We start from the raw sequence: 16,944 nt of genomic DNA, 5'->3' as shown, positions 1-16,944 counted from the left end.
AGGATGCTTTATTTTATTAACCTCGTTTCGACTTGGGCCATTCCGGTTATTCTCGCTTTTATTCCTTTATATGCATATGCCAAAAAGGTGCCCGTCTACGATTCTTTTGTGGATGGAGCCAAAGACGGGTTTTCTACCGCCATCAGCATCATCCCTCATCTCGTAGGCATGATGGTGGCGATTAGCATTTTTCGAGCATCTGGCGCTTTGGACTATATGATATCCTGGGTAACCCCATGGATTAAAAACTGGGGCGTACCCGGCGAGGTACTGCCTTTAGGTTTGCTCCGTCCATTGACGGGCACTGGTTCACTTGCGTTCACGACGGACCTAATTCGCACTTATGGCCCGGATTCCATGATCGGTCGGATCGCTTCAACGATTCAGGGCAGCACAGACACGACGCTGTATGTACTAACTGTATATTTTGGTGCGGTAGGTATCCGCAATGGACGGTATGCTTTGAAGGTAGGACTATTTTCAGATGTGGTTGGTTTTGTGGCGGCAATTGCAATTTGCCTGCTTGTATTTTGATTTCTGCATCGTTTTTTGAACGGGGGTTGTGATTTTGCTCATGGATGGGTATCATTAGCATGAGGTGAATTAGCGAACATGGAAAGATTGCAGAAAATATTGGCCCAAGCTGGTGTAGCTTCCAGACGTAAATGTGAGGAGCTTATTCAGGCGGGCAGCGTGGAAGTGAACGGGGTTATCGTAACTGAACTGGGAACGAAGGCAGACCCTGACCAAGATATGATTACGGTAAAGGGACGCCCGATCAAAACCGAGAAAAAAATCTATCTGATGATGAACAAACCCAAAGGGGTCATTACGAGCGCTTCCGATCCGGAAGGCCGTAAAATTGTGTCTGACTATCTGAAAGGCGTTAAGGAACGCGTATATCCGGTAGGACGTCTCGATTACGACACCGAAGGGCTGCTGTTGCTTACCAATGACGGCGAGTTCGCCAATCTGCTCACCCATCCCAAGCATCATGTGCCCAAGACATATGTGGCAACAGTCAAAGGCGTTCCGCATGGTACTGAGCTGGACAAGTTGAAAAAAGGAATCGTGCTGGAGGATGGCATTACTGCACCAGCCGAGGTGGAATATAAGGATGTAGACCCGAACGGTAAGGAGTCTGTGATCCAGATTACCATTTATGAAGGCAGAAATCGCCAGGTAAGACGGATGTTTGAGGCCATTTCACACCCGGTCATCAGACTCAAGCGGATTGCCTTCGGAGATCTTTTGCTACAAAATTTGAAGCGCGGTCTGACCAGACCCCTAACCAAGGACGAAATCAACCGTCTTATTCAACTTGCCAAATCAGACAACACGAAAAAGAAACGGACAGGACGGGGGTCATAACCCCGGCCTTTTTGGTGTAAAGAGACTGTTGTATGAGAGTAAAGTTTGACCAAGCACGGGAAAATAGTAAAATAGAGAGAATGCTTTTTTTAGCGAAGGGACTGGGAATATGTCAGAACAAAGCAACCGCATATTAATTGTAGACGATGAAGAACGCATTCGCCGCCTTCTGCGGATGTATCTGGAAAAAGAAGGATATGAAATTGATGAAGCTGAGGATGGCGAGATTGCCCTCCAAAAAGCGACTGCAAGCGATTACAGTATTATTTTGCTCGATGTGATGCTTCCGGGTATGGATGGGATTGAAGTGTGTACACGGCTGCGTCAGACCAAAGCTACACCTGTGATTATGCTGACTGCCAAAGGCGAGGAAGTGAATCGTGTACAAGGCTTTGAAGTCGGAGCCGATGATTATGTGGTCAAGCCATTTAGCCCGCGAGAAGTCATTTACCGGGTGAAGGCGATTTTACGCCGTTCGTCGGAAACTGCCTTTTTAACGAAAGAGACGGTACCGAGCAATAGTATTGTTTTTCCGAATCTTATTATTGAGCATGATGCACACCGTGTAACTGCAGGCGGAATTGAAATCAGTCTCACGCCTAAAGAGTACGAGCTATTGCATTATTTGGCGGTGTCGCCGGATAAAGTCTTCTCGCGCGAAGAACTGCTGAAAGATGTTTGGAATTACGAATTTTTTGGTGATCTGCGTACCGTAGATACGCATGTGAAACGGCTTCGTGAAAAGCTGAATAAGGTATCTCCAGAGGCTGCGGCTATGATTACGACCGTGTGGGGCGTAGGCTATAAGCTGGAGGTTCCAAAATAACGTGAACTTCTGGAGATCGCTGGTAGGTAAGCTGTGGATCACCATCATTTGCCTTGTAGGCTCTGTGCTTATTTTTCTGGGTCTTTTTTTGTTACCGTATATCAACAGGAATTTCGCGGCGTATGAATCGACGGAAATCAAGCATTTGTTCACCTATACATGCATAGTCGGATTTTTATTGACGACCTTTTTTGCTCTATTTCTTTTTACTAAAATCACACAGCCTATGCAGCTGTTGATTCAGGCGGCGAATGCTATTCGTGAGGGAAGGTATGATACTCGGCTTTCGCTGGTGACCAGTGATGAGATTGGAGAGCTAGCAAAAACTTTTAATCATATGTCTACGGAACTGGAAGCGACGATCCGCAGTCTGAATGAGGAGAAAAACCATTTATCCAGCGTACTGCGAAGCATGTCTGATGCAGTAATCACCTTCGACAGAAGCGGACAAATCATCTTGACGAATCCGCCTGCACAAAGTCTTTTGGATATTTGGAAAAAGCTGGAGTGGCAGGAACGTGATCTGGAGGAATTTGGAGCTTCTGTGCCTGAGCCTTTACAGCCCCTGTTCCATACCGTTATGGACAGGGGAGAGGATGTCGGAGACTATATTCATGTCAAGAAGGGCTCCTGGTCGGTGCAGATGGCACCTCTGTACACGGATAACGCAATTCGCGGTGCGGTAGCTGTGCTTAGAGATATTACGGAAGAAGTGAAGCTGGAGAAGATGCGGAGCGATTTTGTGGCCAACGTATCCCATGAAATCCGTACACCCTTATCCATGATGCAGGGCTATAGTGAGGCGTTGCTGGATGGTATGGCGGGTTCACCGGAAGAGTCCGAGGAGCTTGTACAGGTCATCCATGATGAATCATTGCGTATGGGAAGGTTAGTCAAGGATCTGCTTGATCTGGCCCGAATGGAGGCAGGTCATACAGACATGCACCGTCAGGAAGTGGATGTGAATGAGCTGATCGAGCGTGTTCACCGTAAATTTACGGTACGTTCGAAGGAACAAGGACTCACACTCGATTATCATGAGCAAGGCCAAAACTTGCTGTTGCCTGAGGCAGATGAAGATCGACTGGAGCAGGTGTTGACCAATTTGCTGGATAATGCGTTCAGACATACACCTGGCGGGAAAAAAGTTACCATTGCGGCGGATCGAATTTTGGGAGAACGGCATGAGTTAATCCGTATTCGGATTAAGGATGAAGGTGTGGGCATTGCCAGCGAGGATCTGCCTTATATTTTTGACCGCTTTTACAAGGCAGACAAGGCCAGAGTACGTGGTGAGGATAAAGGGACTGGATTAGGGCTTGCTATTGTCAGAAATATTGTAGAGGCTCACGGAGGCTCTGTCTCTGCTGCCAGCGCATTGGGAGAAGGGACGGAGTTTACTATTTTGCTTCCGATCTCCAAAAAAACAAAGCTGGCTCTGTAACAGGCTTTTAAGTGACAACTGAAATACTCTGGTTTGCAGGCATCCTCGGAAGAGGGTGCTTTTTGTTGAAAAATCAACATTTATCTTGTTCAACGTGGAACATTCTGTTTCAAGATGAATGCACTTATGATAGAAAACGGTATATGAAAAAGACGCCTGGGTAGCCAGGCGCCTCTCTTTATAAATAAAGCCAATTGACTCTCAACACTGCCTGGAACTAATCAAGCACAACTTCTTGGGCAGTATTCAGTTCTGGTAAACCAACGAGTTGAATCAGCACGTCTTTAGGCACGGCTTTATCAACGGTGAGGATCATGATGGCTTCTCCGCCGACAATTTTACGTCCTACTTGCATGGAAGCGATATTGACGCCGTTCTCCCCAAGCAAGGTGCCGACACGGCCGATAATGCCGGGTTTATCATTGTGGGAGATGAGCAGGAAATGAGCTTCCGGTGCCACGTCTACCGGGAACTGGTTCAATCGAACAATACGTTCGCCATAGCCTGCGAGCAGGGTGCCAGATACACGTTGTTCTTCGCCGCTTTGCGTTTTGAGCGTAACGGTGATCAGGTTGGTAAAGCCCTTGGTGGCCGGCGCCTGAGATACGACAAGATGGATGTCACGTGTTTTGGCTAGATGTACAGAGTTTACAATATTCACATCGCTGCCCAGATGACGGCTAAGTACACCTTTCAAAATATAGCGTGTCAGCGGTTGTGTATCCACAGTGGACAAATCGCCAGCGTAATCCACCTGGATTTCACGTACAGCCTGATTCGTGATCTGTGCGGCAAAGCTGCCCAGCTTCTCTCCAAGCGAGAAATACGGCTGCAACTGCGTCATGACGCTGGATGGCACTGGAGGCATGTTGACCGCATTTTTAAACGGCTCATCACGCAAAATATGCAGCACCTGCTCGGACACGTCGATGGCCACATTCTCCTGAGCTTCGACAGTCGAGGCACCCAGATGTGGTGTAACGATAATTTTCGGATGGCTCAGGAATGGGTGATCCTGTGCTGGCGGCTCCGACTCGAATACGTCAAAGGCTGCACCGGCAACGATTCCTTCATCAATGGCTTCAACGAGAGCCATTTCATCGATAACTCCGCCTCGGGCACAGTTGATGATGCGCATTCCTTTTTTCATCACTTCAAACTGCGGACGAGCAATCATATGTTTCGTTTCCGGTGTTAATGGTGTGTGTACGGTCATAAAATCTGCGTTGCGGATAATTTCGTCCACACTGGCCAGCTTGATACCCAGCTTCTCAGCGCGTTCTTCCGTCAGAAACGGATCATACCCGAGGATGCTCATGCCAAATGCTTTGGCACGTTTAGCCACCTCACTGCCGATACGTCCCATACCGAGGACTCCAAGTGTTTTGTTACGCAGTTCGACACCGAGGAATGTTTTACGATCCCAAGTACCACCGATGGTTTTGGCATACGCCTGTGGGATATGACGCGCTAGAGCCATCATCATCGCAAAAGTGTGCTCACATGTCGTAATCGTGTTGCCGTCAGGAGCGTTAATAACGATAATCCCGCGTTGCGTTGCTGCTTCAAGGTCGATGTTGTCCACTCCGACCCCAGCACGTCCTACAACCTTGAGGTTCTTACCTGCCGCCATGATGCGTTCGGTTACCCGGGTTTGGCTACGGACGAGTAGTGCGTCATAGTCACCAATAATTTGAACCAATTCATCCTCGCTGAGACCTGTGTTCTTGTCCACCGTGACATCGTCTGCATCCATCAGCTGCTGGATGCCCAGGTCACTGATTGGATCGGATACTAACACTTTAAACATTTGGTTTCCTCCTCAAAGTTAACTTCTTTTATGGACAGGATGTACTTCAAACTGAAATACATTCCATAAAGAACATGAAAAAACTTGAAATGCTTCTAAAAGTACAGGAGAGCGGTGTAAACACTAGTGAGATAACGCATTGACGCAGAAAAGGAATAAAATAGTATTATGCACCAAACTGACGACCAAAAGTCTTATGCGGAGCCGCTTTACGGTTTCCGGGCATCAAAAAAACTCCCGAATCACATACTATCTCCATAGTAAGGGACGAGAGTTATCGTGGTACCACCCTAATTCGCAGCCATTTCGCAATGGACTGCCTTCAGCGGTCATAAAATGACCGAAAGGATAACGGTTTTCTGCCGATTGCATCTAATGCCGGGAAATGATTCCCCAGACCTCGGTGCAATAACTCAGGAGCGCTGAAAGTAGTTACTTCGTCACCGGCTTCCACCCAAGCACCGGTTCTCTGAGGACGAAATCAATACCTTTTCTCCATCAATGTTGTTGTCGCTAATAATTTTTTCATAATGTATCATGGCTTACATGGGCATGTCAATAGGACATGCGACATGTGTGGATAGCTGGCTAGATACATAGCTACAGAATGTGGAAAATTAAGATTTAAGTCTTCTTGAATCCGCCCGACTTTTTGGCTATGATGCTAAAGAAGACTATGCAGAGGACTAACTAACTATGAAAAAGCTTAAAGTGAAATGGAAAAGAGCGCAAATTCATGAATTGAATGACCGCTTGCTGCTTTACAATTTGTATCTGACTCAGGGGCTGACCCTGCTGATAGGCGCAATCTGGATTATTTTCCAGAAAAGAAATGTGTTAGAACTGTTTGCATTGCCGAACACTCTGCACGTCTTATGGTGGGGCTTGGGATTGGCTGCGGCTATGCTATTGGTGGATCTGTTGCTATCCCGGATTATGCCTGAGGATGCTATGGATGACGGTGGTATTAACCAAATGCTGTTTCAAAATCGCCCGGTTTGGCATATTATTTGTATAGCAGCGATCGTCTCCATCTGTGAGGAGCTTTTGTTCAGAGGTGCGATTCAGTACAGCTTTGGTCCTTATTGGACAAGCATTTTGTTTGCGGTCATTCATATCCGATATTTGCGGCATTGGATTCCCACTGGCTGGGTTTTCCTTAGCAGTTATGGATTGGGCTACATATACGTGCAGACCGGTAGCTTGTGGGCACCGATCATTTGTCATTTTGTGATTGACCTTATATCTGGTTTAGCGTTACGTTTTCGGAGGTATGAAGAATGAATCAGGAACTTAGCAGAGTGCAGACCTATGGTAGCCGACGAAATGGTCGCAAAGACAAGGAGGAGGACAGGTCAAAATCAAAACCAAAACCAGTCCGCTCCCGTGCTTCACGGCCCGTGCCAGAATTGGCTCACGTTGCCGCTGCACCAGAAGTTGCTGTGACGATGGAGGAGGACACTCCTATCAGTGAGTACCGAACGCGGGCAGAAATGTTTCCGTCCCGCCGTATTCGGGTGAGCAAGTGGTTTTTAAATTTTTTGAGCACTCTTTTTGTGCTCATTACAGCAGCGTTACTGTGGTGGGGCATCAAGGGTGCACCGCCCATTAGTGAAATGCTTTGGTGATATAAAGTTAGTATGACCGTCTGCGCTTAGGTACAGGCGCGCAAGGGTACGGTAAAAAGGCCTCCATCTCCCACGGTATATGCGGAGAATGGAGGCTTTATTGCATCATCTACTGTTGATCCTAGGAACGTATGCGCAAGTGCCTATTAGCTGGCAGGAACCTCAATACTTTGCGGATCAACAAATTGGTAACCCTTTTGCTCAAGGCGCGTCAATAGACTGTCCAGCGCCTCAGCTGTCCATGGCAGTTCATGCATCAAAATATTGCTACCTGGATGAAGTTGTTCCGTTACGTTTTTGAGAAGTGCATTCGTTTTATTAGGCTGACTCTTTTTCATTGTCCAGTCTAGAGAACCGACGGACCATGTCATGTACAGAAGTCCGTTTTCTTTAGCAACCTTGCGACCTACGTCTCCGCCTGCACCATGAGGGGGGCGGAAGAATACGGGGGCTTGGCCTGTAGTGTCCTTGACAATTTTTTGCACCGTTTCAATCTGTTTTTTGACCTCGACCTCAGTCTTGTTCTTTAACACGATGTGATCCCAACTATGGTTGCCGATAGGCTGTCCACGGTCATGGATAAGCTTGAGCAACTCAGGATGCTCTTTTACACGGTAACCGTTTACGAAGAAAATCGCTTTGGCTTTGTGCTTATCCAGTATATCTATGATTTTGTTAATCATGACCGCTTCCTTGGGACCATCATCAAAGGTCAGCAACACCACTTTTTTTTCTGAACCTTGTTGGTTAGGGATTACATTATAAGCTTTGTCCAAGTGATACTTTTTGACGGTGGTAGCCACAGAGGCCGAAACTTCAGTTTCGTTGCTCTCGACGACAGTTTTGTTATTTGGTGCATTGGTTTTACCCGCTGAGTTATGATCATCGCTGCCTGCTTGCTTACTGCTGCTATTTGAGGAAGAGACGCTGCTCTGATCTTTGGCGTTGTTACTTGAGTCAGACGCTACCGAATCCTGATGGTTGCTTGTAGCCGCAGGTTCCGACTTGGTCGCAGTGCAAGCACTAAGCAGCAGACATGCGGTCAACAAAATGGCTGCTGTTTTTGTACCCATTAATTCATCTCACCTTCCTGTATTTATACCGTATGAGTTTGTCTCTGCTGACGAACACTATGCTTGATTCTACCACAAAGGGAGGTTCTAATTGTGAAAACATCTTCATTTTTCCTGGGAATCGTCTTGGGCGCTGTCGCAAGCTCTATGATCTCCCGTAACCGAAACATGTTGGGCTTATCCATGGACATGGGTGGAACAAAAGGCGGTAATTTGGTGCAGAAAGCCCGTACTAAAATGATGGACGCGGCATTCCCCGGAATGGGTGATATTACGCTTAATAAACAAGACACCCATAAGGATCATGACCATCGTTCACAAACAGATAAAACCGTTCAAAACGCCCATACTGTCAAGAACAAAGAAGAGAACATGAAGTTGATTAAAGACTTTATCCGCACAAGTCCCGATGTTAAACGTGAGGTCGAGCAAATATTGAAAGAAACTCATACAGCCGTACCGGGATTGTAACCCCAAAACCTCTATTCCGAATCATTTTGCGGCTTTTTTGTAAAAGCCGTTCAAATGATTCTTTTTTTTATCATTTTTATTGCGTGCATTTACGATTATAAAATGATAACATGATTACATAGAACCATTTTCATCACAGGCATCATAATTGCATCATATTCTGTTAATAACACTCGGCTGCCAGGAGGAGGGTCCAGTATGAAAATAGAAAGATTAAGTCAGGACAAGATACGGATTTTCCTTACCTTTGACGATTTGAGCGAACGCGGTATTCAAAAAGACGATATGTGGCAAGAAATTCCAAGAGTTCATGAGCTGTTTACCGAAATGATGGATCAGGCATACAGCGAGCTGGGCTTCGACGCCACGGGACCGTTAGCTGTCGAAGTCTTTGCGCTTCCTGCTCAGGGAATGGTTGTTATCGTCACTCGGGGAAAATACGACCACCAGCATTATGGTTCGGGTCCCGATGAGGAGCTTCCAGAGGAAGTCTACGAAATGGAAGTCACGTTGGAGCACAGCGATTCCATCGTCTACGCATTTAGCGATTTCGAAGTACTCATAGAAGCGGCTCATATGCTCCGTAGCAACACTACGGAAGCAGGTAAGCTGTATCATTATAGAGGAAAATGGATTCTGCATTTGGAGCCAGAAGAAGTAGAAGAGTCCAAGCTTGCGGCCTTAATCGCGGTTCTTGCTGAATTTGGGGAAGGCTCATCCGTAACACCAGCTATGCTGGAGGAGTACGGCAAGCTGGTCATTCCTGAACAGGCAGTTGCTGTCATCTGCACTCATTTTGACAGCCGTTCTTGATTCGGCTTATAGAAAGTGATATCGAAGTGAATTTGTCGGCTCTGCGCTGAAAGCAGGGCCGACTCATTTTTATGGAGGGATGATCGGTGCTTCTGTTTTCGGTTTTAGCGGCAGCCACAGCGCCGGGTCTCGCCTTACTGATGTATTTTTATTTGAAGGACAGATATGATTCGGAGCCACTGTACATGGTTATTAAAGTGTTTTTGCTCGGTTTTTTGGTGGTGCTTCCTGTTATGATTTTTCAACGCGGGCTGCTGCTTTGGCTGGGAGATCACACGTTAATCCAGGTGTTCGGCATTTCGGCTGGAGTGGAAGAGTTCTTTAAATGGTTTTTGTTGTATCACATAATCTATAATCATACCGAGTTCGACGAGCCTTATGATGGTATTTTGTATGCGGCCGCAGTCTCACTCGGATTTGCAACGGTTGAAAATCTGTTATATGCCTGGGCGGGGCATGCTTCTGTTAGCATGATGCTGATGAGATCATTGCTACCGGTATCCGGTCATGCCATGTTTGGCGTAATGATGGGCTACTACATGGGGAAAGCCAAGTTTTCAGAGGGCTTGAAGAGCAAATACATGCTGCTTCTGTCATTAGTGCTCCCATGGTTCTGGCACGGAGTATATGATTTGATTTTGACGAAATTTTCGCATGACTGGATCTGGTTTATTATTCCACTTATGGCATTTCTATGGTATGGAGGAATGGCGAAGATCAGTCGAGCTAATAACCGTTCTCCTTTTCGATTGTTAAAGCGGGAAGAAAAGGTTAATATGTAACGAAATGGGACACACTGATCTGACAAACCTGTTAGAGAAAGAGGTGTCTTTTTTTTGCGTATAAAAGTAAGAATTCATTGTAAAAGATGTGGGGAACGCTTTGTGCTGAGAGGACGCATCGAGCAAGGACAGATTCAGACCGGTTTTAAACGCTGCATTTGCGATAACTGTGAGTTTATTGTTGAAGTCATGGAAAACCATGCATAAGAGAGCTTTCTTCTTGTCACACTATCGGTAGTGTACTTGAAGAAAGGAGACTCCCAATATGTATAAGCGACTTAGTGCCGTATTGTTCCCGGTTGTTACCCTGATTATGATAGGAGCATTTGTGTGGGGTTATCAGCAAAGCCAGATGAGAAAAGAGGTGTCTCTTCAGGCAGATAAGGTGTCGATTAAAGCGGAAAATCAATATCAGCGTGCGTTTCACGATTTGTCGTTTCATATGGATCAGCTGCATTCACAACTCGGTAACGCGGTTGCTGTCCATACTACTTCACACGCGATGCACCGCAAATGTTTGATGAACGTGTGGAGGATTGCAAGTGAGGCCCAAAATGAGGTTAATCAGTTGCCTCTCAATGTAATGCCTTTTAATCATGCCAAGGATTTACTGTCACATCTATCTGCATTTTCGTACCAGACCGCTGTTCGTGATCTGGATCACGAGCCTTTAAACGAGAAAGAAATATCGAATCTGAAAACGTTATATAACAATTCCAAAGAAATTTCGAAAAACATGCACGAAGTGCAGCAAAAAGTTATTAGCAAAAATTTGCGATGGATGGATGTGGATATGGCGGCAGGTTCTCAAACTGAGCCGAGGGACAATACCATCATTGATGGCTTCAAAACCGTGGACAAAAAGGTAGAAAACTACAAGGAACTGGATTGGGGACCGTCTGTAGCCAGCATCTATGACAAGCGCTCTGTGAAAAAATTGAGTCTCCCGGCAGTGGATGCAGGACAAATTAAGCGGAATGCCGCTGAATTTACAGGAAAACCGGAAAGTCAGATTCGTGTGAACGAAAACGGTAAAGGAACGGAATGGGCATCTTATACGGCTACCCTGTTGAATAAGCAGCAGCCTGTGGCCACTATGGATTTTACGAAAAAGGGCGGCAAGCTCATTTCTTATCATGACATGAGGACGGTAGGTCCTAAAAAAGCAGCCCGCAATGAAGCGATTCGCTATGCTAGTGAATACCTTGAACAAAAGGGTTACAAAGGGATGAAACCCGTTGCATATGATGAAAGCGGGAATTTAGCTAACATTACATTTGCGAGCCAACAAGGGGACGTGATTATCTATCCAGAAAAAATCACAGTCAGATCGGGTCTTGATAACGGACAAGTGATTGGTTTTCAATCCAGTGATTATGTGTATGAGCACAGTCATCTTCGCCGTATTCCGCAGGCGAAACTGAATTTGAATGCAGCACGAGCAAAGTTGAATCCTGAGTTTCGTGAAACTTACCACCGTAAAGCATTAATTGAAAATGAACTGTCGAATGAAGTTCTGTGTTATGAATTTGGCGGTAAAATCAACGGTTCCATTTATCGAATTTACATTAACGCCAATACGGGGATGGAAGAAACGATTGAAGAGGTGAAAGATTCAGATGAACCTCAGGTTACTGCAAGTAATGCGTAGTTGATTACATGAAAATGAATCAATAGTCACTCTAAACCTCCTTCATAAAGGAGGTTTTTTGTGCTTTAGTCATAGTTCAAGTAAATATAATGCTTAATATAGGCACAAAGTCGTGGTATTATATACCTTAATTATAGCTTTTAATGGACAAGGATGGTGGATCGTTTGTTTCCGAAAATTAATGATGTGTTATACATACAAGTGGCTGGTACCGACCACAAGGACGAAATTTTCGAATTTAAGTCGCGTATTGCGGAAGAGGAGTCACAAAACTTTCTAATTGAAATTCCCATGTCACAAACAAGCGGACATTTGAAGAAGTTGTTTCTGGGGGAAGAACTGTCTATATTTTTTATGAGCGAGGGCGGGATTAAAAACTATTTTAATACCCACGTTACGGGCTTTAAAGAGGACGTGCTCCGGATGGTTCGCATTCACAAGCCTACCCCAGACAGCATCAGCAAAATTCAGCGTCGAAACTTTCTCCGGGTCAAGGCCAACCTGGAAATTGCGGTGAAGCATGGTGCAAATGAATCCAGATTTGTAGCAGAGACGCATGATGTGGGAGGCGGGGGCGTTTCTTTTCACACTCAGGGATCGCATCATCTTGAAGAAGGAGAATCATTGTCTTGCTGGATTTTGGTTCCTTATAAAAACGGTACTCAGGAGCATGTTCCGTTCCAATCTGAAATTGTACGTATTCAGCAAATGGAAAACGGCCGCAGACTCATTATGCTGAAATATGAGAAAATCGCTGATCAGGAGCGTCAAAAACTGATTAAATATTGTTTTGAACGACAGTTAGAATTCCGGGAAAGATCGTAATCATCCGAAGGTTTTCTTTTTTAGTAAGCCTGCCGCTTATTTTGCATCGCTTATAAATGTGTGGTATAATTTTCACGTCGCAGGCAATGCCTGCTTTTTTCTTGAGGTTAGGTTAGGAGGAATTCCCTGTTGGCAAGGCAACATGTATATTCAAGTAATAAAATAAATGTAGCCATTGATGGACCTGCTGGTGCAGGGAAAAGTACAGTGGCCCGCCTGGTGGCGAAAGCACTTTCCTATGTATATGTAGATACCGGAGCCATGTACCGAGCAGCAACGTGGTACATGATGTGTAAGGAAATTTCTGCAGAAAATGTACAAAAAGTGCTTCAATATGTACCTGAGCTGGTGATTGAAATAGTACCGAACCCCACAGGCCAAAAAGTTTATTGTAACGGGGAAGATGTAACCACTGTGATCCGTTCGATGGAAGTGACTAGTAATGTGTCACAGTATTCGAGTATTGCCGGTTTACGTGCACGTTTGACTGAAAACCAGCGTGAAATGGCTGCGCGCAAGGGTGTCGTTATGGACGGTCGCGATATTGGAACAACTGTGCTTCCCGATGCGGAAGTCAAGGTTTTCATGACCGCAAGTGTTCAGGAACGTGCCTCTCGCCGTTTTAAAGAACTGAGCGAAACTGATGATATCACTCTAGAGCAGCTCGAACGTGACATTGCGGCACGTGACAAGTTTGACGAGGAGAGGGAGGTATCCCCGCTTCGTTGCAGTGAGGACGCCATCGTGCTCGATACGACCCATATGGGCATTCAGGATGTCGTTGATACGATCGTATCTTATTGCTTAACGGAGAAGGATGGAGAGATCAGCCAATGATATATACTGTATGCGCCAGTATTTTGCGTCTCATTTACCGCCTTTTGTTTAGACTTGAGGCGGTAGGCAGGGAAAATGTTCCTGCTGAGGGCGGAGTGCTGTTGTGTTCTAATCATATTAGTAATCTTGACCCTCCTACTGTCGGTATCTTGCTGAAGCGAAAGGTTCACTTTATGGCAAAAGCCGAGCTGTTTAATGTTCCCGTACTGGGCCCACTAATCGGGAAACTGGGAGCTTTTCCAGTCAAACGCGGTGGTGTGAGTAAGGAATCCATTAAGCTGGCATTGAACATTTTGCGTGATGGTAAGGTTATGGGGATCTTCCCCGAAGGCTCCAGAGGAGCTGGAGGAATTGGTAAAAAGGGTGCTGCCAGCTTTGCGTTGCGCAGTGGAGCGGCTGCCGTTCCGGTCGCCATTATTGGTGATTACAAGCTTTTCCGTAAAACGAAAGTGATATACGGCAAACCTGTCAATTTGGACGCTTACCAAAAAGGTGCCGATATCGAAGGAGATCCGCTTGAACTGGCAACAGAAGCAATTATGTTCCGTATTCGCACGATGAAGGAAACTGGCAAGCCTACGAATGACTGAAAGGCTTGCATGAATTGTGTCTAAGCTCGGAAAACTAGAACAAAAGTTTATTTATGTTTTGAACTCTGCCATGCGCAGGTTTAAATAAATGGTTTTTTTTGAATTGAGGAGGGTATTGACATGTCGGAAGAAATTAAAAATCAAGAAGCTGCTGAAGCGGCAAATCAAGACGAGCTCGATCAAATCGTCTCTCTGAAAAAAGGTGACACCGTTAAGGGTACAATCGTGAAATTGGAAGATAACCAAGCGGTAGTAAGCATTGGATATAAATACGATGGAGTTATTCCAATTCGCGAGTTGTCTTCTGGTCTGGATAATGCAGAAGAAGCAGTACAAGTAGGCCAGGAGGTTGAAGCTAGAATTATCAGCATCGACGATGGCAAGGAAAAACTTGTTCTGTCCAAACGTGCAATCGACAGTGAAAACGCTTGGGAAAAGTTGGAGCAACTGTTCGAAAGCAAAGAAGTATTTGAAGTCGTTGTAAATGATGTCGTTAAAGGCGGCATCGTGGTAGACGTGGGTCTGCGCGGATTCATCCCTGCATCCATGGTAGAACGTCATTTCGTTGAAGATTTCAGCGATTACAAAGGCCGCACATTGCGTGTTGTTGTAAAAGAACTGGATCGTGAAAACAACAAAGTGATTCTTTCTCAAAAAGACGTTCTGGAAGCAGAATTCGAAGCCAACAAGCTTAAAGTAATGGCTGAGCTGAAAGAAGGCCAAGAAATCGTAGGTACGGTTCAACGTCTCACTCAGTTCGGTGCTTTCGTAGATGTTGGCGGCGTGGACGGTCTGGTTCACGTATCTGAAATTGCTTGGACTCATGTCGATAAGCCTTCTGATGCAGTTTCTGAAGGAGATCAAGTAAAAGTAAAAGTCTTGAAAGTAGATCCTGAAAAAGGAAAAATCAGTCTGAGTATGAAAGCTGCACAGCCTGGTCCTTGGGAATCGGCTGCTGGACAATTCAACAACAATGACATCGTAACTGGTGTTGTAAAACGTCTGGTTAACTTCGGTGCATTCGTTGAAATCGCTCCTGGTGTGGAAGGTTTGGTTCATATTTCCCAAATTTCCCACAAACACATTGGAACTCCACAAGAAGTTCTGGAAGAAGGACAAGAAGTGAAAGTTAAAATTCTTGAAATGAATCCTTCCGAAAAACGTGTTAGCCTGAGCATTAAAGAAACTGAGGAAGCTCCTGAAGCTGCTCCAAAAGCAGAAAGAGCACCACGTGCATCTCGCGCGCCTCGTGAGGAACTGAATAATCCTAACGTTTCCCTCAACAATTCCGGTCTGAGCATTACGCTTGGCGAGCGTTTTGGAGATAAGCTGAACAAATTTAAATGAGTTTAAATCAATACATTTTATAATAAGCATAACGTACACCATCGGCGGACCCAGAGGGTTCGCCGATTGTTGTTACGTGACCATATCGCCAATAAGTATGTTTTTTGCTATGATGATAGCGGAAGAATTGACAGGAGGAGTGAATTTATGGCAAGACCCGTTGTGGCTATCGTTGGTCGTCCGAATGTGGGTAAGTCCACTATTTTTAATCGGATTATCGGGGATCGTTTGTCCATCGTGGAAGATAAACCCGGAATCACTCGTGACCGTATATACGGTATATCGGAGTGGAATGGCAAATCCTTCAGTATTATTGACACCGGCGGCATTGAGATTGATGGTGAGGATGTCATTCTGAAATCCATCCGTATGCAGGCCGAACTTGCAATAGAAGAAGCAGATGTTATTGTATTCATGAGCGATGCGAAAGCAGGAATTACGCAGTCGGATGAAGAGGTAGCTCAAATGCTATATCGTTCGGGTAAACCGATCATCGTAGCTGTAAACAAGGTGGACAACCTCAATCGCGCCGATCTGATCTATGAGTTTTATTCTTATGGATTTGGTGATCCAATTCCTGTTTCTGGTAGTCATGGCACAGGGATAGGTGACTTGTTGGATGCAATTACGTCCAATTTGCCTGAGCTAGAAGAAGATCACTATGATGAAGACGTTATTCGTGTCGCTTTGATCGGCCGCCCGAATGTAGGTAAATCTTCACTCGTTAACGCCATTCTGGGAGAAGAACGGGTTATCGTTAGTGACATTGCAGGCACGACGCGCGATGCAATTGATACGCCTTTTGAAAAAGACGGTCAAAAGTATGTACTGATTGATACGGCAGGTATGCGTAAACGTGGTAAGGTATATGAAACGACAGAAAAATATAGTGTAATGCGTGCCATGCGTGCCATTGAGCGTGCAGATGTTGTACTGGTCGTTATTAACGGCGAGGAAGGCATTATTGAGCAGGATAAGCACATTGCTGGCTATGCTTATGAAGCGGGTAAAGCGTCGCTGTTTGTCGTTAACAAATGGGATGTCGTGGACAAGGACGATAAAACGATGCACCAGTTTGAAACGAAAATTCGCGATCACTTTCTGTTCATGACATATGCTCCGATTGTGTTCTTGTCTGCAAAAACGAAGCAACGCCTGCAAAAGCTGCTTCCTGTTGTACAGCATGTGGCACAGCAGCATGCCTTGCGTATTCAGACACATTTACTGAATGATGTGATTTCCGATGCGGTTGCCATCAATCCTCCACCAACAGACAAGGGACGTCGTCTGCGCATTAACTATGTGACCCAGGTTGCTGTTAAGCCGCCTACGATGGTTGTATTCGTAAATGATCCAGAAATAATGCACTTCTCTTATGAGCGTTATCTGGAGAACAAAATTCGCGCCGCCTTCAATTTTGAAGGAACTCCAATTCGTATCTTTACACGGCGCAAGTCTGACGAAAGTTAGGAGCGA

Annotated in this window: 17 protein-coding genes and 1 other annotated feature; of the genes, 15 read left to right on the top strand and 2 right to left on the bottom strand. The window is 45.5% G+C overall.

What is annotated here, in order from left to right; all coding sequences use genetic code 11:
* The first annotated feature begins 3 nt into the window (after positions 1–3).
* The 4 genes from AC6EJC_RS02475 to AC6EJC_RS02460 all read left to right on the top strand — a co-directional run bounded on the left by AC6EJC_RS02475 (position 4) and on the right by AC6EJC_RS02460 (position 3,641).
* A complete protein-coding gene (locus AC6EJC_RS02475; RefSeq protein WP_444952583.1) occupies positions 4–534 on the top strand; it encodes a spore maturation protein in 531 nt (176 codons plus the stop codon).
* A 78-nt stretch (positions 535–612) separates the two neighbouring features.
* A complete protein-coding gene (locus AC6EJC_RS02470; RefSeq protein ID WP_013310759.1) occupies positions 613–1,371 on the top strand; it encodes a pseudouridine synthase in 759 nt (252 codons plus the stop codon).
* Between the two features lie 109 nt (positions 1,372–1,480).
* On the top strand, positions 1,481–2,197 hold the full coding sequence (locus AC6EJC_RS02465) for a response regulator transcription factor (protein WP_444952582.1): 717 nt from the start codon (positions 1,481–1,483) through the stop codon (positions 2,195–2,197).
* Between the two features lies 1 nt (position 2,198).
* The gene (locus AC6EJC_RS02460; RefSeq protein ID WP_444952581.1) at positions 2,199–3,641 is read left to right on the top strand and encodes an ATP-binding protein; all 1,443 of its coding nucleotides are present in this window, start codon (positions 2,199–2,201) and stop codon (positions 3,639–3,641) included.
* A gap of 217 nt (positions 3,642–3,858) precedes the next feature.
* On the opposite strand, the gene serA is transcribed toward AC6EJC_RS02460, so the two are convergent.
* A complete protein-coding gene (serA, locus tag AC6EJC_RS02455; RefSeq protein WP_444952580.1) occupies positions 3,859–5,451 on the bottom strand; it encodes a phosphoglycerate dehydrogenase in 1,593 nt (530 codons plus the stop codon).
* A gap of 260 nt (positions 5,452–5,711) precedes the next feature.
* Positions 5,712–5,962, bottom strand: a binding site (T-box leader).
* A gap of 185 nt (positions 5,963–6,147) precedes the next feature.
* On the opposite strand from serA, the gene AC6EJC_RS02450 reads away from it, so the two are divergent.
* Together AC6EJC_RS02450 and AC6EJC_RS02445 are read left to right on the top strand one after the other, a co-directional pair.
* Positions 6,148–6,735 carry a type II CAAX endopeptidase family protein gene (locus AC6EJC_RS02450; RefSeq protein ID WP_025723057.1) on the top strand — a complete coding sequence of 196 codons (588 nt, stop codon included), beginning with the start codon at positions 6,148–6,150 and terminating at the stop codon, positions 6,733–6,735.
* On the top strand, positions 6,732–7,079 hold the full coding sequence (locus AC6EJC_RS02445) for a hypothetical protein (RefSeq protein ID WP_444952579.1): 348 nt from the start codon (positions 6,732–6,734) through the stop codon (positions 7,077–7,079). The genes AC6EJC_RS02450 and AC6EJC_RS02445 overlap by 4 nt, the downstream gene beginning before the upstream one ends.
* A gap of 146 nt (positions 7,080–7,225) precedes the next feature.
* Here AC6EJC_RS02445 and AC6EJC_RS02440 read toward each other — a convergent pair whose 3' ends face one another.
* The gene (locus tag AC6EJC_RS02440) at positions 7,226–8,152 is read right to left on the bottom strand and encodes a polysaccharide deacetylase family protein (protein ID WP_444952578.1); all 927 of its coding nucleotides are present in this window, start codon (positions 8,150–8,152) and stop codon (positions 7,226–7,228) included.
* Positions 8,153–8,245: 93 nt separating this feature from the next.
* Here AC6EJC_RS02440 and AC6EJC_RS02435 point away from each other — a divergent pair, with 93 nt between their 5' ends.
* From AC6EJC_RS02435 to der, 9 genes are all read left to right on the top strand, one after another.
* Entirely contained in the window at positions 8,246–8,623 is a 378-nt protein-coding gene (locus AC6EJC_RS02435) for a hypothetical protein (RefSeq protein WP_444952577.1), read from the top strand.
* A 198-nt stretch (positions 8,624–8,821) separates the two neighbouring features.
* Positions 8,822–9,436 carry a genetic competence negative regulator gene (locus AC6EJC_RS02430; protein ID WP_444952576.1) on the top strand — a complete coding sequence of 205 codons (615 nt, stop codon included), beginning with the start codon at positions 8,822–8,824 and terminating at the stop codon, positions 9,434–9,436.
* An 86-nt stretch (positions 9,437–9,522) separates the two neighbouring features.
* Positions 9,523–10,218, top strand: coding sequence for a glutamic-type intramembrane protease PrsW (gene prsW, locus AC6EJC_RS02425; RefSeq protein WP_444952575.1), 696 nt, complete (start codon positions 9,523–9,525; stop codon positions 10,216–10,218).
* Between the two features lie 265 nt (positions 10,219–10,483).
* A complete protein-coding gene (gene ypeB / locus AC6EJC_RS02420) occupies positions 10,484–11,869 on the top strand; it encodes a germination protein YpeB (protein ID WP_444952574.1) in 1,386 nt (461 codons plus the stop codon).
* A gap of 165 nt (positions 11,870–12,034) precedes the next feature.
* Positions 12,035–12,694, top strand: a complete 660-nt coding sequence (locus AC6EJC_RS02415; protein ID WP_444952573.1) for a flagellar brake protein — start codon at positions 12,035–12,037, stop codon at positions 12,692–12,694.
* Positions 12,695–12,823: 129 nt separating this feature from the next.
* Complete coding sequence (cmk, locus tag AC6EJC_RS02410) at positions 12,824–13,531, top strand: (d)CMP kinase (RefSeq protein ID WP_444952572.1); 708 nt, start codon at positions 12,824–12,826, stop codon at positions 13,529–13,531.
* Positions 13,528–14,121, top strand: a complete 594-nt coding sequence (locus AC6EJC_RS02405) for a lysophospholipid acyltransferase family protein (protein WP_444952571.1) — start codon at positions 13,528–13,530, stop codon at positions 14,119–14,121. The genes cmk and AC6EJC_RS02405 overlap by 4 nt, the downstream gene beginning before the upstream one ends.
* A gap of 120 nt (positions 14,122–14,241) precedes the next feature.
* The gene (gene rpsA / locus AC6EJC_RS02400) at positions 14,242–15,468 is read left to right on the top strand and encodes a 30S ribosomal protein S1 (RefSeq protein ID WP_013371699.1); all 1,227 of its coding nucleotides are present in this window, start codon (positions 14,242–14,244) and stop codon (positions 15,466–15,468) included.
* A gap of 147 nt (positions 15,469–15,615) precedes the next feature.
* On the top strand, positions 15,616–16,938 hold the full coding sequence (gene der / locus AC6EJC_RS02395) for a ribosome biogenesis GTPase Der (RefSeq protein WP_444952570.1): 1,323 nt from the start codon (positions 15,616–15,618) through the stop codon (positions 16,936–16,938).
* Positions 16,939–16,944: the final 6 nt, after the last annotated feature.

This window comes from Paenibacillus sp. TY11 (assembly GCF_059772165.1).
The sequence above is the reverse complement of the archived record's forward strand: the minus strand, read 5'-3'. Positions and strand labels throughout refer to the sequence as shown.

What these genes read in the sequence shown, in the direction of transcription:
- AC6EJC_RS02475 (WP_444952583.1), top strand. Translation starts at nt 4, where the DNA reads ATGCTTTATTTTATTAACCTCGTTTCGACTTGGGCCATTCCGGTTATT.
- AC6EJC_RS02470 (WP_013310759.1), top strand. Translation starts at nt 613, where the DNA reads ATGGAAAGATTGCAGAAAATATTGGCCCAAGCTGGTGTAGCTTCCAGA.
- AC6EJC_RS02465 (WP_444952582.1), top strand. Translation starts at nt 1,481, where the DNA reads ATGTCAGAACAAAGCAACCGCATATTAATTGTAGACGATGAAGAACGC.
- serA (WP_444952580.1), bottom strand. Translation starts at nt 5,451, where the DNA reads ATGTTTAAAGTGTTAGTATCCGATCCAATCAGTGACCTGGGCATCCAG.
- AC6EJC_RS02450 (WP_025723057.1), top strand. Translation starts at nt 6,148, where the DNA reads ATGAAAAAGCTTAAAGTGAAATGGAAAAGAGCGCAAATTCATGAATTG.
- AC6EJC_RS02445 (WP_444952579.1), top strand. Translation starts at nt 6,732, where the DNA reads ATGAATCAGGAACTTAGCAGAGTGCAGACCTATGGTAGCCGACGAAAT.
- AC6EJC_RS02440 (WP_444952578.1), bottom strand. Translation starts at nt 8,152, where the DNA reads ATGGGTACAAAAACAGCAGCCATTTTGTTGACCGCATGTCTGCTGCTT.
- AC6EJC_RS02430 (WP_444952576.1), top strand. Translation starts at nt 8,822, where the DNA reads ATGAAAATAGAAAGATTAAGTCAGGACAAGATACGGATTTTCCTTACC.
- ypeB (WP_444952574.1), top strand. Translation starts at nt 10,484, where the DNA reads ATGTATAAGCGACTTAGTGCCGTATTGTTCCCGGTTGTTACCCTGATT.
- AC6EJC_RS02405 (WP_444952571.1), top strand. Translation starts at nt 13,528, where the DNA reads ATGATATATACTGTATGCGCCAGTATTTTGCGTCTCATTTACCGCCTT.
- rpsA (WP_013371699.1), top strand. Translation starts at nt 14,242, where the DNA reads ATGTCGGAAGAAATTAAAAATCAAGAAGCTGCTGAAGCGGCAAATCAA.
- der (WP_444952570.1), top strand. Translation starts at nt 15,616, where the DNA reads ATGGCAAGACCCGTTGTGGCTATCGTTGGTCGTCCGAATGTGGGTAAG.